Origin of the sequence: Stenotrophomonas sp. Sm10 (genome assembly GCF_030985515.1) — a bacterium.
Lineage (GTDB): Bacteria > Pseudomonadota > Gammaproteobacteria > Xanthomonadales > Xanthomonadaceae > Stenotrophomonas > Stenotrophomonas hibiscicola.
This window is the reverse complement of the sequence record NZ_JAPTFO010000005.1, coordinates 48235-63177: the sequence shown is the minus strand read 5'-3', so window position 1 is coordinate 63177 and position 14943 is coordinate 48235. Positions and strand designations below refer to the sequence as shown.

Sequence of the window (14943 nt, the reverse complement as noted above, 5' to 3'; positions counted from 1 at the left end):
CGTTACCCGTCTGCACGCCGACCGGCGTGCAGGCGATCCGCCCCGGCGGGGCGCCGGGCGCGTACACTTCACGCATGACCGAAGACTTCTTCCACATGACCAGCCACCGCCCGTACCTGCTGCGGGCGCTGGTGGAATGGATCAACGACAACCAGCTGACCCCGCACATCCTGGTCGACGCCGGCGTTCCCGGCGTGCAGGTGCCGCCTTCGGCGGTCAAGGATGGCCGGGTCGTGCTCAACATCGCCGAACGTGCCGTCGTACGGCTGATGATCGACAACGAGATGGTGAGCTTCTCGGCGCGCTTCTCCGGTACCAGCTACCCGGTGCAGGTGCCGATCAGCGCCGTGCTGGCGGTCTATGCCCGCGAGACCGGGCAGGGCATGGCGCTGCCGGATGATATCCCGGGCAGCGAAACCGCGCCGACCAGCGACGAACTGCTGCACGAGGAAGGCACGCCGCCGGACGATACGCCGCCAGCCAGCCCGCCGCCGAAGGGGCGGCCGAACCTGCGCGTGGTCAAGTAACCAAGTAACGGTGGGTGCCGACCGTTGGTCGGCACGCCTTCAGCCCTTACACATCCTCGGCATCCTCCGCATCCGGCCGGATCTGGCTGATCCGCGCCGCGCCGGGGCCGGTGAACGAGATCAACTGGTCGCCACGCAGCACCATGCGACCCACGTGGCGATCGATGCCATCGTAGGAATACTCGAACTTGAAGGTGCGCTCGAACCCAAGCCGGCCATCCTCGCCGCGCGAGAGGCGCAGGCCGGTGGCGTGCACCGCCTGATCCAGCCATTGCACATCAGCTGCGCGGCAGGCATTGCGGCCCAATTCAACGGCGCGCTCTGCGGCCGAGCGTGCCGCGTTCCAGAAGAAGTAGATGATTCCGCCGGCAATCAGCAACAGCAGCAGGGTAGGCATGGCGTCAGCCGTCAGAGGTCGATCCCGCAAAGATGGCGGCGAACGCGCGCTGGATCAAGCGCCGCACTCACCGCCGCGGCTGCGGTTCGCTGGACACCGGCTGCGCGGGCACGATGATCGGTTGCGGTGCCGGAGTGGGCTGCATCGGCGTCGCAGTGGGCGAGGGCATCACCAGCGGTGAGGTTGCAGTCAGCTGCAGCAGGGCTGCCCAGTCCTGGCGGTTGAAGCTGCATTCGTCCTCGCGCCCTGGCGTGCAGCTCGGGTCGATGCCGGTGCTGTTGCGTTCGCGCGCCGGTGGCAGCTTGATCAGCCCGGTGCGGTCCAGCGGCAGCAGCCGCATCGCTACGGTGTTCATCACGTTGCCACCGACCAGGTACAGGGTCTGGTCGCCCCCCAGGTTGGCGGCCACCACCACTTCGCAATGCGACTTCCAGTGGCCCACCGAGCCGTTGCCCAGCGCCTGCACCAGCCCGCTGTAGCTGAGCGTGGTGCTGCGGTCGCGCAGGAAGCACAGCAGGTCGCCCGGCGCGGGTTTGGCCGTGGCCGGGTCGACCAGCCGGTACGGCACGCCCGAGGGGCCGCCCTGGTATGCGGCACGGATGTAGTCGATGTGGCGAGGCGAGGTATTGAAGCCAGGAACGCCGGACTGCACCATTACCCAGGAGATGAACGCGGCCGACCACGGGTTGTCGATCAGGAACGCGCGGCAGTCACTGTCGGTGTAGCGCGTGCCCAGCGGTGCCAGGCAGCTGCTGGCGCCGGCGATGCTGCCCATCGCGTTGAGCGTGCCGCTGTTTCGCCAGTAGCCAGCCACGCGCTGCCAGGCGATCAGTCCGTTGTCGGCCAGGTGATCGCTTTCGGCCTCGGTGACGCTGAGGCTGGCGGCACGGCCTTCACGATCGATGAAGGGCCGGTACCAGAGCCGGTGCTCATTGCAGGCGGTGTTGCGGATGGCCACCGCCAACGGACTCAGGCCGAAGCGGGGCGGAACATCGCAGGCTTCGGCGGCCGCTGCGGACAACGGCGCTGCGGCCAGCAGCAGGCAGGCAGGCAAGAGCATCCGGCGCATGCACGGCTCCTGTGGGGGATGCCGGCAGCGTCGCAGAGGCGGCCGTAGCCGAGCCGTGAAGGCGTTCCGGTCGTGCAGAGCCGAGCCCACGCTCGGCTCATCGCGCAAAGCGGGTGCAGGGCGCGCCGCAGATCGAGAAGCAGCCGAGCGTAGGCTCGACAACGTCCCGCAGGCCTCAAGCCGGCGGCGGGCCCAGCTTCAGCGACAGATCGATGGCCTGCACATGCTTGGTCAGCCCGCCGATGGAGATGCAGTCCACGCCGTCTTCGGCGATCGAACGCAGGCCGCCCAGGCCGACGCTGCCGGAGACTTCCAGTGGAATGCGGCCGGCCGTGATGCGTACGGCTTCGCGACGCAGGTCGGGGCTGAAGTCGTCCAGCAGGATGCGTTCGCACCCGGCTTCCAACGCCTGGCGCAGCTGCGCCAGGTCTTCGACCTCTACCACCAGCGGCAGCGCAGGCCACTGCCGGCGTGCGGCGGCCACCGCTGCGGCCAGCGAACCGGCGGCACGGATATGGTTCTCCTTCAGCATCACCGTGTCGTACAGGCCGAAGCGGTGGTTCTCGCCACCGCCGCAGCGCACCGCGTACTTCTGCGCCAGGCGCAGGCCGGGCAGGGTCTTGCGGGTGTCGAGGATGCGCGTGCCGGTACCGGCCACTGCCGCTACGTAGCGGGCGGTGGTGGTGGCGGTGCCGGACAGCGTCTGCAGGAAATTCAGAGAGGTGCGCTCGGCACTGACCAGACTGCGGCTGCGCCCGTGCAGCAGGGCCAGCACGGTGCCGGCAGTGACCGGGTCACCTTCGGAGACACGCCATTCGATGCGCACCTCCGGGTCGAGTGCGCGGTGGGTGGCGTCGAACCAGGGGCGACCGGCGATCACTCCGTCCTGCTTGCACAGCAGGTAAGCGCTGTCGGCCTGGTCGGGCAGCAGCGCAGCGGTGACGTCGCCGCTGCCCAGGTCCTCGGCCAGCGCACGCGCGACATCGGCGGCGACAACGGCCGCGTCCGGCGTCGGCAGCGCGCTCATGCGGCCGGGAAGTCGGCGATCTGGGCGGTGGGAATGGCTTCCTCGGCCAGCAGCACCGGAATGCCATCGTCCACGCGGAAGACCTGCTTGCGGTCGCGGGTGACCAGTGCCTCGCGCAGCGGCTGCGCCAGCGGGTTGCCATCGGCCTTGGTCACCGCGCCGGCGGAAATGGCCTTGTTGAGGGCTTCCAGGCCCTTGCCATCCAGCAGGGACAGGGGCTGGCGGGTGTCCGGCGACACCAGCAGGTCGAGCAGCTTGCGATCCATGGTTCTTCGTCTTGCGTGGAAGATGGCTAGAATACGTCTTTAAGGCAGGTGACGGCCAATGACCCCCAACCCGATCGCGCCGCTTGTCGGCATCGTCATGGGTTCCCGTTCCGACTGGGAAACCATGCAGCACGCCGCCCAGAAGCTTGAAGCCCTGGGTGTTCCGTTCGAAGTGAAGGTGGTGTCCGCGCATCGGACGCCGGATGTGTTGTTCAGTTACGCCGAGCAGGCGGGCCCGCGTGGCCTGCGGGCCATCATCGCCGGTGCAGGCGGGGCCGCGCACCTGCCGGGCATGATCGCTGCCAAGACCGCCGTGCCGGTGCTGGGTGTGCCGGTGCAGTCCAAGGCCCTCAACGGCATGGATTCGCTGCTGTCGATCGTGCAGATGCCGGCCGGTATCCCGGTCGCCACCTTTGCCATCGGCAACGCCGGCGCCTCCAACGCCGCGCTGTTCGCCGCTGCGATGCTGGCCAGCGACCAGCCGGCGATCGGCCAGGCGCTCGATGCCTTCCGTGCACGCCAGACCGAAGACGTGATGGCCCACGACGATCCGCGCCAATGAGTCTGACCGTCGGCATCCTGGGCGGCGGCCAGCTCGCCCGCATGATGGTCCTGGCCGGTGCGCCGCTGGGGCTGCGCTTCGAACTGTATGACCCGGCCGCTGATGCCTGCAGCGGCCCGCTGGCGCCGCTCACCGTGGGCGCCTTCGATGACCGCCAGGCCCTGGCGGACTTCGCTGCCAAGGTCGATGTGGTCACCTTCGATTTCGAGAATGTGCCGGCCGACAGTGCGCAGTGGCTGGCCGACCGCGTGCCGGTCTACCCGCCGCCGTCGGCGCTGGCTGTCGCACAGGACCGGCTCAGCGAGAAGACCCTGTTCCAGCAGCTGGGCATTCCGCTGCCGGCCTTCGCCGATATCCGCAGCCGCGACGAACTGGCCGCCAAGGCCGCCGAATTCGGCCTGCCGTGCATCCTCAAAACCCGTCGCCTCGGCTATGACGGCAAGGGCCAGTTCCGCCTGCGCAACGAGGCCGACATCGATGCCGCGTGGGATGCGCTGGGTGCACAGGTCGAGCGTACCGGCCTGATCCTGGAAGGCTTCGTGGCCTTCCAGCGCGAAGTCAGCGTGGTTGCCGTGCGTGGCCGCGATGGCAGCTTCGAGGCCTGGCCGGTCACCGGCAACTGGCATGTCGACGGCGTGCTGTCGGCCAGCGTGGCCCCGGCCGTGCTGTCCGACACCGAGCAGCAGGCCGCGATCGGCTATGCCCGCCGCGTTGCCGAGCACCTGCAGTACGTCGGCGTGTTCGCGCTGGAGCTGTTCTGCCGCGATGGCGAACTGCTGGCCAACGAGATGGCGCCGCGCGTGCACAACTCCGGCCACTGGACCATCGAAGGCAGCGAAACCTCGCAGTTCGAGAATCACCTGCGCGCCGTGCTGGGCCTGCCGCTGGGCAGCACCCGCATGCTGGGTCACGCCTGCATGCTGAACTGGCTGGGCGTGATGCCCGACCCGGCACCGGTACTGGCCCAGGCCAGCGGCCACTGGCACGACTACGGCAAGGAGCCGCGCGGGGGCCGCAAGGTCGGCCACGCCACGTTGCGCGACGATGATGCCGCTGCATTGGCCGATGCGCTGGATCAGGTTGGCCTGGAACTGGACCGCCAGGCCCAGGTGGCGCCGGCGGTACACGCGCTGCGCAATAGCTGAGCCCGGGCGTGCCGGCCAATGGCCGGCACAACCTTGTATGCCTGCAACGGTGTGGCGCGCCGGTGCAGGCATCGGCGCACCATTGCCGGTGGTAGCGTGGAGCTCCTTTCACAGGAGTCACGACCATGCTCGACTGGAATGCCTACCGCAAGGAACTGAAGGGCCGTATCGGCGAGATCGGCAAGCTCTCGCCGGACACGGTCAAGGGCTACGCGACCCTGGCCAATGCCGGCGCCCAGACCAACCATCTGGATGCCAAGACCCGCGAACTGATCGCGCTGGCAGTGGCGGTGACCACCCGCTGCGATGGCTGCATCACCGTACATGTGGATGCAGCGCTGAAGCATGGCGCCAGCCGCGAGGAAATCGCCGAAGCACTGGGCGTGGCGGTGTCGCTCAATGCAGGCGCCGCGCTGGTGTATTCGGCACGGGTGATGGACGCGGTGGCCGCGCACGAGAACGCGTGAAGCGTGATCTGTAGAGCCGAGCCCATGCTCGGCTGGCCGGACAGCAGCCGAGCATGGGCTCGGCTCTACAGGGGTCAGCGCAGCTGGCTTTCGGCGAATTCCCAGTTGACCAGCTGCCAGAAGGCGTCCAGGTAACGCGCCCGGTCATTCTGGTACTCGGTGTAGTAGGCGTGCTCCCATACATCGCAGCACAGCAGCGGGGTGCTTTCGCCGGTCAGCGGCGTGCCGGCGTTGCGGGTGGCCTGGATGCCGAGCTGGCCACCGGGGTGCTGCACCAGCCATACCCAGCCCGAGCCGAACAGGCCCAACGCCGTGCGGTTGAACTCCTCGCGCAGGCGCTGCGCGTCACCGAACTGGCGCTTGACCAGCTCGCCCAATCGGCCCTGCGGCTCGCCGCCGCCGCGCGGCCGCAGGCACTGCCAATAGAAGCCGTGGTTCCAGGCCTGGGCGGCCGCATCGAACAGCCTGCCCTGGGCGTGGCGGACGATCTCATCCAGCGACGCTTCCTCCCACTCGGTGCCGAGGATGCCGGCGTTGACGGCATCCACATAGGCGCGATGGTGGCGGCCGTGGTGCAGTTCCACGGTCTGTGCGGACAGGTGCGGCTGCAGGGAGCCGGGAAGGTAGGGCAGGGCAGGCAATTCAACAGGCATGGACAGGTTCGTGGCCAGAGGGGCGGCGGCAGCCGGTTCCATCCGCTTACAATGGCGGCTACCGTGGGCAGTCTAGCCGACCACCGCGGTCGGTTTGTCCGGCGAAGCAAGGAGTGTGGTTGTGGCGGTAATGCAGCAAATCCAGGCCGAGGTCGATCGTTACCCGCTCGTGCTGTTCATGAAGGGCACCCCGCAATACCCGATGTGCGGCTTCTCCAGCCGCGCGGTACAGGCGTTGATGGCGGCCGGCGCGGTCACCCTGCGCACCGTCAACGTGCTGGAAGAACCCGAGATCCGCGCCAACCTGCCGCGCTTTTCCAACCTGCCGACCTTCCCGCAGCTGTTCATCAACGGTGAGTTGATTGGTGGCTGTGACATTGTCCTGGAGTTGTTCGAAGCCGGCGAGCTCAAGCGCATCGTCGAAGAGGCGACCCAGGGATGAGTGCCTGGCCATCGACGTCACCGGCCGACGGGGCGCTCGATGGCCGCCCGTTGCAGGATCGCGTAGTGCTGGTCGCCGGTGCCGGTGGCGGATTGGGTAGTGCGGCGGCAGTGGCTGCTGCGGCCGCCGGTGCCACCGTGGTCCTGCTGGGCCGCAAGCCGCGCCGCCTGGACCGTGTCTACGCCCAGGTGCAGGCGGTCGGCCCGGAGCCGCTGCTGTATCCACTGGACCTGGAAGGCGCGGGCCCCGACGACTATGCCGAGCTGGCCCAGGCCCTGCAGCGCGAGCTGGGGCGATTGGACGGCCTGCTGGTCTGTGCCGCTCACTTCCCTGGCCTGACCCCGTTTGAACTGGCCGACCCGGCCAGTTTCGCCCGCGCGGTGCACGTCACCCTGACCGCGCCGGCCTGGCTGGCCCAGGCCTGCCTGCCGCTGCTGCGGCAGCGTGAAGATGCGGCGCTGGTGTTTGCGGTCGATGCTCCCGAACGGGTGGGGCAGGCTTACTGGGGCGGTTATGGCGTGGCCCAGCATGGCCTGCGTGGCCTGATCGCCAGCCTTCACGACGAACTCGGCCGCAGCCCGGTACGGGTCAGTGGCCTGTACCCCGGTCCGCTGCGCACAGCCCTGCGGGCCCGGGCCTATTCCGTTGATCAGGACCCGGCCGCCCAAGGCCCGGAAGCCGCAGCGGCAGCGGCGGTGACCCTGTTGTCCGGCGCTGGCGCCGCCTGGCGGGGCAAGATTCTCGATGCCAGCGAGGCGCCCCCTGCGGAGTGAGTGCCGGGGAAAGACGGAGTGAAGAACCCGTCACGATTGCGTTGCGAACCGGTGCCGTTTGTCGCACAACCGTCACATTGATGGCGTAGCGTGTTAATCTAGTGTTAACCGTTAGGGCTGCCTTCAGCCGAGCGGTAGGGAACCCCAGATAACTCTCCGATCAGCCACCCGCAGGGCTGCTTGGATGCGCTTTTTTTCCGCCATCGCCAACTCGCATCGAGGCTACCGAAAAATGACCCACCCACTCCGGATGTCCAAGCTTACCCTTGGTCTCGTGGCTGCACTTGCTGCCGCTCCCGCCTTCGCCCAGAGCAGCACCTCCGCCGGTGTCGGCGGCCAGGTGATGTCCGCCGCAGGCCAGCCTGTTGCCGGCGCTGAAGTCACCATCACGCACACCGAGTCGGGCACTGTTTCGCGTGCCACCACCGATGCGTCGGGTCGCTACAACGCGCGCGGCCTGCGCGTGGGTGGTCCGTACACCATCACCATCACCAAGCCCGGTGAAGGCACCAAGACCGAAGAAGGTGTCTACCTGAACCTGAACCAGGTCAACACCGTCAATGCCAACCTGGGCGGTGATCTGGCTGCGACCAACCTGGACGCGGTGAACGTTGTCGCCACTGCCGGCGGCCTGGACCTGTTCAGCGCCAACAAGATGGGCACCGGCACCAACGTGACCCGCGAAACGATGGATGCATTGCCGTCGGCCAGCCGCAACATCCAGGACTACGTCCGCCTGGATCCGCGCATCTCGCAGGTCAGCAAGGCTGACGGCGCGATCTCGGCCGGTGGCCAGAACACCCGTTACAACGCCATCCGCATCGACGGCATCAGCGCCTCCGATCCGTTCGGCCTGGGCTCCAACAACCTGCCGACCGAGCGTCAGCCGGTGTCGATGGACGCCATCCAGGAAATCAACATCGACCTGGCCAACTACGACACCACCATCGCCGGTGGTACCGGTGCGGTGATCAACGCCGTGACCAAGTCGGGCACCAATGAATTCCACGGCACCGTGTACGGCTCGTACCGCGACAAGGACATGGTCCGTTCGCGCCTGGAAGGTGACAAGCAGGACTTCAACGGCTTCGAGGACGAGAAGACCTACGGCATGACCTTCGGCGGCCCGATCGTCAAGGACAAGCTGTTCTTCTTCACCAACTACGAAAAGTACGAGCGCTCGGCCGCCGGCGTCGCGCTGAGCGACACGCCGATCGGCCGTGGCACCATCACCCAGCAGCAGATCACCGACGTCCAGAACTTCCTGGGCAAGCTGGGCTACGATCCGGGCAGCCTGACGGCGCCGAACAGCAAGACCGAGATCGAGGAGTATGCGGTCAAGCTGGACTGGAACATCAACGAGAACCACCGTGCGGCCCTGCGCTACAACAAGATGGAGCAGAACGTCGTTCGCTTCCCGCAGGTCAGCAGCAGCGCCATCTCGCTGAGCAACTTCTGGTACCAGCAGCCCACTGAGTACGAAACCTGGATGGGCGAACTGTTCAGTGACTGGTCCGAGAACTTCTCGACCGAGTTCAAGGTCTCGCACAAGGATTACTCGGCCAACCGCGTCCCGCTGGTCGACATGCCGCAGATCCGCATCAAGTCGGGCAACGATTCGCTGTACGTCGGTACCGAACAGAACACCCACGTCAACATCGTCGAGTCGAAGGAACTGAGCGCCTTTGGTGCCGGTACCTGGTACATCGGTGACCACACCGTCAAGTTCGGCTTCGATTACTCGAAGAATGACCTGATGAACTTCTACGGCCGCAACCTCAACGGCGTGTACGAATTCAACAGCGTCAACGATTTCCTGGCGGGCAAGGCTTCGCGCTACCAGCTGCGTGCTCCTCGCGCCGATGGCAGCCGCAGCGACATCCCGGCCGACTTCACCCTGAAGAACACCGGCGTGTTCGTGCAGGACACCTGGGCGATCAACTACAACCTGAACCTGATGTTCGGCGTGCGCATCGACATGCCTGACTTCAGCACCCAGCGCCTGTACAACCCGCGCATCGAGCAGCTGTACGGCTTCAACAACACCAAGCTGGTCGACAAGAACCTGGTGCAGCCGCGCGTCGGCTTCAACTACACCTTCGACAGCGATCGCCCGACCCAGCTGCGCGGTGGCGTGGGCCTGTTCGGCGGCGCCGCCCCGAACGTGTGGCTGGCAGGTGCCTACCAGAACACCGGCCTGAACTACATCGAGTACGACGAGCGCAGCATCCCGGCCGGTGCCTTCACTCCGGACGGCAACAACCCGTACATCCCGGCCGGTGGCCCGGCTTCGGCCCGTCAGAACGTCGACATCATCGCGCCGGGCACCCGCCTGCCGTCGGTGTGGAAGGCCAACCTGGCGTTCGACCATGAGCTGCCGTGGTACGGCATCGTCGCGTCGGCCGAAGTGCTGTTCACCAAGGTCAAGGACGGCATCTACTTCGACCGTCTGGACGTGTCGGCGCCGACCGCCTTCGGTCAGGATGGCCGCGCGATCTACTGGAACGATGCTGGACGCAACTCGGCGAACACTCGCATCGATAAGGGTGTCGACTACGGCATTTCGACCGGTACCAAAAATGCGGTTGATCGTTTCAACCGTCCGAAGGACATCGGCGACGTTCTGGTCCTGCGCAATACCGATAAGGGTCGCGGCACCCAGGCCACCTTCTCGCTGGCCAAGCCGCTGACCGAGAACTGGGGCTGGTCGCTGGGTTACACCTACACCAAGTCGACCGAGGTCAGCCCGCTGTCCAGCTCGCAGAACACCTCGAACTGGAACAACACGCTCATCTTCAACGCCAATGAGAACGTGGCCTACAATTCGCGTTACGCGATGAAGGACCGCGTCACCGGCACCCTGGAGTGGAAGCACAACTTCTTCGGTGACAACGCCACCCGCGTGGGCCTGTTCTACGAAGGTCGCTCGGGCCGTCCGTACAGCTACATCTTCTACAACGATGCCAACGGCGACGGTGCCACCACCAACGACCTGTTCTACGTGCCGAAGGGCCCGGGCGACGTGCTGTTCACCGGTGGTGCCGCGATGGAGAAGCAGTTCTTCGATTGGCTGGCGCAGAATCCGGAACTCGATGCCTACCGCGGCAGCGTGGTCCCGGCCAACCGCCACCGCGCCTCGTGGGTCAACAGCTTCGACGTCCGCGTCAGCCAGGAATTCCCGGGCTTCATGAAGGGGCACAAGGGTGAAGTCGCCCTGGACATCATGAATGTCGGCAACCTGCTGAACAAGAAGTGGGGCCTGATCGACGACTACGGCTTCTACTCGACCCGTCGCGTTGCCAACTACGCAGGTATCGATCCGGCCACCGGCAAGTACGTGTACTCCTTCACCGGTTCGACCGACAACCCGTCGGTGCAGGAAAACAACAACGACAAGGGCAACACCGCCGTGTCGCGTTGGTCGATGCAGCTGACCCTGAAGTACAAGTTCTGATCCGTCAGAATCTGAAGCAGTAGGTGAAAGCGGCCGGGGAAACCCGGCCGTTTTTCTTTTGCGATAGAAAAGAAATTTTTGATGTGCTATAGCTGGAGTGAAGATGGCCATGGACGGTGAAGATGAAAGTCAGATATGGATTGCCTGAGTCGTCAGTCATCGGACTGAGGGGCTGTGACTTCGTACTGCCGGATGGGTCGGATCACTCTTCGGGGCGGAGATTTAGAGAGATGTTCGCCCGTGTTCTCTCCTGCCGGTTGCGACACTGTCCTGAGTGCAGCTCGATCACTGGGTCGCATCTTGGATGCAGAAGAGGAGATGCTTACCTGAAGTCTGCCGGGAAGTGCGGCATTCAGGAAATGCATGCGCGTTCGTTGATCTCTATGCATTCCCGATTTGCTGCCGATAGCGCAGGTCGGAGTGACTTCAGGGTTAGGCGCGTATGGGTGGGCGCGGAGGGAGCGCCTCACAGCTTTGTCGCGGCGCAGATAGATGTCCAGTCACACCTTTCGAAGATCTGTGGGTCGATTGCGGAAATGAAACCCGCTCCACGTCTTTATGCACTCCTGCTGGCCATCGATATTCTCCATCCATTTGAAGATGGGAATGGGCGTCTGATGAGGGGGCTTGCTTGCGCTTTTGCTGTTCAGTATCGATGTGATTTTTTCGCATTCCTCGCTGTCTACATCAAGGTCGCGCAGGATGACTTCGTTCATGCCCTTGAAATGGCGGCGGATGACGTTCCATTGGAACTGCATGGTTTCCATGCTCGAGCAGTAGAGAAGTATCAGTGCCTTATGGCTGAGCCGGGTGGATTCGAACGTTGGCTCGATGAGTCCGTGATTAGAAAGGGTGAGTGGATGTGTGGCGATGTTTTTCGTCGTCATTTGGTTGATTGATTTGGACGAGTGCTGATTTCAACTAAGGAGGGTTTACGGTGAAATTGAGTGTAATGATTGCTTCCGTAGTGTTTGGTATGGGGCTGACCGCAGTGGCCGAGAAGGCTAATGCGCTGGATCCTTGGTGCAACCCTAGCTACTGCCCGCCGACTCCGGGTTATCCGGGATCTGGTGAAACATCCAGGGAGGAGGACTACGGTGATACGAACAGGCTTGTTGCTGGTGTGGTGAGCTGTGACTCGCCAGTACAGGAGCGCTACGCTGCGGTCCTGGCTGCATACTTGGCGGATCCGATTTACGCACGGGTTGCCTACTATGAGCAGAGTCCACGTGGAGAATTCCACGCGATGTACACCGGAATCGCGGAGTTGAATGGAAGGTTGGCCTATGAGTCTTGGATCATCACGGACCCATCTTCATCGGTTCCAATTGCCCCCAATCCTGTTCCTGGGTTTGAGTGCCGCAGATAGTTGACTTCGCTTGAGCGATGCGGTGCGCGAAAACGGCCGGGGAAACCCGGCCGTTTCCCGTTCAGGCGAAAGTCCTTGCAGGGCGTGGGGCAACGGCGTAGCATCCAGAAATGTGCGCGGTGCCAACGCCGCCGATGCGGTCCCGGAATGGCGGACGCGGGCGGCACACATCCAACGGTCGGGCTTCCCGGCCGTTTTGCTTTTTAAGGGGGCGGCAGTACAGTCGGAAACCTTGAAGGAAGCGAAAAATTGGATATGACCACGAACGAAAAATCGGCCCGTGCACTGCCGGTGCAGGATGCCCGGATCTACCCGCGCGGTGGGCTGGATGTGCTGTCGCGGGCCGAGGTGGCACGCCTGCGCGATGCCTCCGCCGGCGGCATGCATGAGCTGCTGCGCCGCTGCGCGCTGGCCGTGCTGACCAGCGGCAGCGCCTCCGACGATCCGCGCGCTGCGCGCGATCTCTACCCTGATTTCGACATCCAGGTAGCGCAGCAGGATCGCGGCGTGCGCATCGATCTGGTCAACGCACCGGCGATGGCCTTCGTCGACGGCGAGATCATCCGCGGTGTCGCCGAACTGCTGTTCGCCGTCGTGCGCGACCTGGCCTACATGGCCATCGAAATGGGCCCGGCCTACGCGGCCGAGCTGGAGTCATCCGAGGGCATCACCAACGCGGTGTTCGGCCTGCTGCGCAACGCGCGCATCCTCAATCCGGGTGATCCGAACCTGGTGGTGTGCTGGGGCGGACACTCGATCTCGCGCGACGAATACCTGTACACCAAGCAGGTGGGCTATGAACTGGGCCTGCGCGGCCTGGACATCTGCACCGGCTGTGGCCCGGGTGCGATGAAGGGCCCGATGAAGGGTGCCACCATCGCCCACGCCAAGCAGCGCCGTACCGTGACGCGTTACATCGGCCTGACCGAGCCGGGCATCATCGCCGCCGAGTCGCCGAACCCGATCGTCAACCACCTGGTGATCATGCCGGACATCGAGAAGCGCCTTGAGGCCTTCGTCCGCATCGGCCACGGCATCATCGTGTTCGCCGGTGGCGTCGGTACCGCCGAAGAGATCCTGTACCTGCTCGGCATCCTGCTGCGCGAGGAGAACAAGGACCTGCCGTTCCCGCTGATCCTGACCGGCCCGACGGTAGCGGCACCGTACTTCGAGCAGATTGATCGCTTCATCCGCCTGACCCTGGGCGATGCGGCTGCCGAGCGCTACGAGATCATCATCGGCGACCCGGTGGCGGTTGCGAAGAAGATGGCCACCGGCATCAAGCGCGTGCGCGAGCACCGCCTGGCGCAGAAGGACTCGTTCTTCTTCAACTGGTCGATCGAGATTCCGTGGGAGTACCAGCAGCCGTTCGTACCCACCCACGAAGCGATGGCGGCGCTGGACCTGCACCACGGGCGTGCCCCGCACGCGCTGGCGGCCGACCTGCGCCGCGCGTTCTCGGGCATCGTCGCCGGCAACGTGAAGGAAGACGGCATGCGCCGCATCGAGCAGTTCGGGCCGTTCCAGATCCACGGTGACCCGGACATGATGCAGGCGCTGGATGCGCTGCTGCGCGCCTTCGTCGAGCAGCGCCGGATGAAGATCTCCGGCGAGTACCAGCCCTGCTACCAGGTGCTGGCCTGAACCCGGGCCGGCGTGATGGGGATCGCGCCGGCACTGGCAGGGGAGGACGGGTCGTCAAGCCTTTGACGCCCGTCGCCCCGGATTGACCGTTCATCCTGCCGCCGCTTGCCGGTGGCGGGGCGATGGCCCATCGTGGCCACCAACACGCTGGGGAGCGTCCAATGTCTTTGCGCCGGCAAAACGGCTTCACGCTGGTTGAGTTGATGGTCACGGTTGCCGTGCTGGCGATCGTGGCCGCGATCGCCTTTCCGAGTTTCCAAGGCACTCTCCGCTCCAATCGGGTTGCGTCGGCAAACAATGAAGTCCTGGGCCTGCTCAGCCTGGCGCGGAGCGAGGCAATTCGCAGCAACCGCGGCGGTGGCGTGTGTGGCAGCAGCGACGGCGCGAGCTGTGACGGTAACTGGTCTGCCGGCATGCTGGCCTTCACTGACACCGATGGTGATGGCACGATGTCCTCCGAGGAAACCGTACTGCGGTTCGTCAGCGGCAGCCCCAAGCTGCAGCTGAGTGGGCCGTCGGAAGAGATCGCCTTCGATGGGCGGGGGCGCCGCAGGGCCGCCAGCGATCAGTCGATCCAGCTGGAGCCGGATGTGTGCAGCAAGGGCGCACTGGACAAACGCACTCTTACGGTAAATGCCTCTGGGCAGATCCGCAGCAGCAAGGAAACCTGCTCATGAACCCGCGTTCCATCCGCGCACGCCAAGCGGGCGGCTTCACTCTGCTGGAAGTGCTGGTTGCAATTATCGTTCTGGCATTCGGCCTGCTGGGATTCGCCCTGCTGCAGACCATGAACGTCCGCTTCGTACAGAGCGCCAACTATCGTACCCAGGCAACCAATCTCGCCTACGACCTGACCGAGCAGATGCGCAGCAACCGCTATCAAGCGGCGTGGTACACCGCCGCGTCGTTTGAGGCAGGCAGCAAAACCGCAGAGAAGGCGTGCACGGCCGACACCGGCGACGTCGCTATTGCTGCAAAAATTGAACGTTGGCAATGCCAGGTTGTGAAGGCGCTGGGTGACGATGCCGGTGCCGAAGTGACCTACAAGGGGGGCGTGGTGAACGTCGCGATCACCTGGGGCGACCAGCGCTGGGATCCGGATGATCCGGACAAGGCCACTACCTTCGCGCTGGCGACGGAACTGTGAG

16 protein-coding genes are annotated in these 14943 nt (G+C 65.0%); 11 read left to right on the top strand and 5 right to left on the bottom strand.

Annotated elements, in window-relative coordinates; genetic code table 11:
• Positions 1 to 74 precede the first annotated feature (74 nt).
• Positions 75 to 527, top strand: a complete 453-nt coding sequence (locus tag O0J15_RS02660) for a ClpXP protease specificity-enhancing factor (protein ID WP_019659028.1) — start codon at positions 75 to 77, stop codon at positions 525 to 527.
• Between the two features lie 46 nt (positions 528 to 573).
• On the opposite strand, the gene O0J15_RS02655 is transcribed toward O0J15_RS02660, so the two are convergent.
• The 4 genes from O0J15_RS02655 to O0J15_RS02640 all read right to left on the bottom strand — a co-directional run bounded on the left by O0J15_RS02655 (position 574) and on the right by O0J15_RS02640 (position 3286).
• Positions 574 to 924, bottom strand: coding sequence for a DUF3301 domain-containing protein (locus O0J15_RS02655; protein ID WP_049423257.1), 351 nt, complete (start codon positions 922 to 924; stop codon positions 574 to 576).
• A 67-nt stretch (positions 925 to 991) separates the two neighbouring features.
• A complete protein-coding gene (locus tag O0J15_RS02650) occupies positions 992 to 1993 on the bottom strand; it encodes a DUF2272 domain-containing protein (RefSeq protein WP_111097901.1) in 1002 nt (333 codons plus the stop codon).
• Between the two features lie 175 nt (positions 1994 to 2168).
• On the bottom strand, positions 2169 to 3020 hold the full coding sequence (gene nadC / locus O0J15_RS02645; protein ID WP_021203580.1) for a carboxylating nicotinate-nucleotide diphosphorylase: 852 nt from the start codon (positions 3018 to 3020) through the stop codon (positions 2169 to 2171).
• Positions 3017 to 3286, bottom strand: coding sequence for a Trm112 family protein (locus O0J15_RS02640; RefSeq protein ID WP_019659024.1), 270 nt, complete (start codon positions 3284 to 3286; stop codon positions 3017 to 3019). The genes nadC and O0J15_RS02640 overlap by 4 nt, the downstream gene beginning before the upstream one ends.
• A 58-nt stretch (positions 3287 to 3344) precedes the next feature.
• Between O0J15_RS02640 and purE the strand changes: the two genes are divergently transcribed.
• The 3 genes from purE to O0J15_RS02625 all read left to right on the top strand — a co-directional run bounded on the left by purE (position 3345) and on the right by O0J15_RS02625 (position 5460).
• A complete protein-coding gene (purE, locus tag O0J15_RS02635; protein WP_005412808.1) occupies positions 3345 to 3848 on the top strand; it encodes a 5-(carboxyamino)imidazole ribonucleotide mutase in 504 nt (167 codons plus the stop codon).
• A complete protein-coding gene (locus O0J15_RS02630; RefSeq protein ID WP_308305027.1) occupies positions 3845 to 4993 on the top strand; it encodes a 5-(carboxyamino)imidazole ribonucleotide synthase in 1149 nt (382 codons plus the stop codon). Before purE ends, O0J15_RS02630 begins: the two co-directional genes overlap by 4 nt.
• A 125-nt stretch (positions 4994 to 5118) precedes the next feature.
• Complete coding sequence (locus O0J15_RS02625; RefSeq protein ID WP_019659022.1) at positions 5119 to 5460, top strand: carboxymuconolactone decarboxylase family protein; 342 nt, start codon at positions 5119 to 5121, stop codon at positions 5458 to 5460.
• A gap of 74 nt (positions 5461 to 5534) precedes the next feature.
• On the opposite strand, the gene O0J15_RS02620 is transcribed toward O0J15_RS02625, so the two are convergent.
• Positions 5535 to 6113, bottom strand: coding sequence for a superoxide dismutase (locus O0J15_RS02620; protein WP_058979595.1), 579 nt, complete (start codon positions 6111 to 6113; stop codon positions 5535 to 5537).
• Positions 6114 to 6234: 121 nt separating this feature from the next.
• On the opposite strand from O0J15_RS02620, the gene grxD reads away from it, so the two are divergent.
• The 7 genes from grxD to pilV all read left to right on the top strand — a co-directional run bounded on the left by grxD (position 6235) and on the right by pilV (position 14942).
• Positions 6235 to 6555 (top strand): Grx4 family monothiol glutaredoxin, encoded by a 321-nt coding sequence (grxD, locus tag O0J15_RS02615; protein WP_005408852.1) that lies wholly within the window; start codon positions 6235 to 6237, stop codon positions 6553 to 6555.
• Positions 6552 to 7328 (top strand): SDR family NAD(P)-dependent oxidoreductase, encoded by a 777-nt coding sequence (locus tag O0J15_RS02610; protein ID WP_111097902.1) that lies wholly within the window; start codon positions 6552 to 6554, stop codon positions 7326 to 7328. Before grxD ends, O0J15_RS02610 begins: the two co-directional genes overlap by 4 nt.
• 232 nt (positions 7329 to 7560) lie before the next feature.
• The gene (locus O0J15_RS02605) at positions 7561 to 10782 is read left to right on the top strand and encodes a carboxypeptidase regulatory-like domain-containing protein (protein ID WP_021203584.1); all 3222 of its coding nucleotides are present in this window, start codon (positions 7561 to 7563) and stop codon (positions 10780 to 10782) included.
• Positions 10783 to 10904: 122 nt separating this feature from the next.
• Positions 10905 to 11681, top strand: coding sequence for a Fic family protein (locus tag O0J15_RS02600; RefSeq protein WP_134729513.1), 777 nt, complete (start codon positions 10905 to 10907; stop codon positions 11679 to 11681).
• A 725-nt stretch (positions 11682 to 12406) separates the two neighbouring features.
• Complete coding sequence (ppnN, locus tag O0J15_RS02595) at positions 12407 to 13795, top strand: nucleotide 5'-monophosphate nucleosidase PpnN (RefSeq protein WP_019659018.1); 1389 nt, start codon at positions 12407 to 12409, stop codon at positions 13793 to 13795.
• A 161-nt stretch (positions 13796 to 13956) separates the two neighbouring features.
• Entirely contained in the window at positions 13957 to 14472 is a 516-nt protein-coding gene (locus O0J15_RS02590; RefSeq protein WP_021203585.1) for a GspH/FimT family pseudopilin, read from the top strand.
• The gene (gene pilV / locus O0J15_RS02585; protein ID WP_021203586.1) at positions 14469 to 14942 is read left to right on the top strand and encodes a type IV pilus modification protein PilV; all 474 of its coding nucleotides are present in this window, start codon (positions 14469 to 14471) and stop codon (positions 14940 to 14942) included. The genes O0J15_RS02590 and pilV overlap by 4 nt, the downstream gene beginning before the upstream one ends.
• Position 14943: the final 1 nt, after the last annotated feature.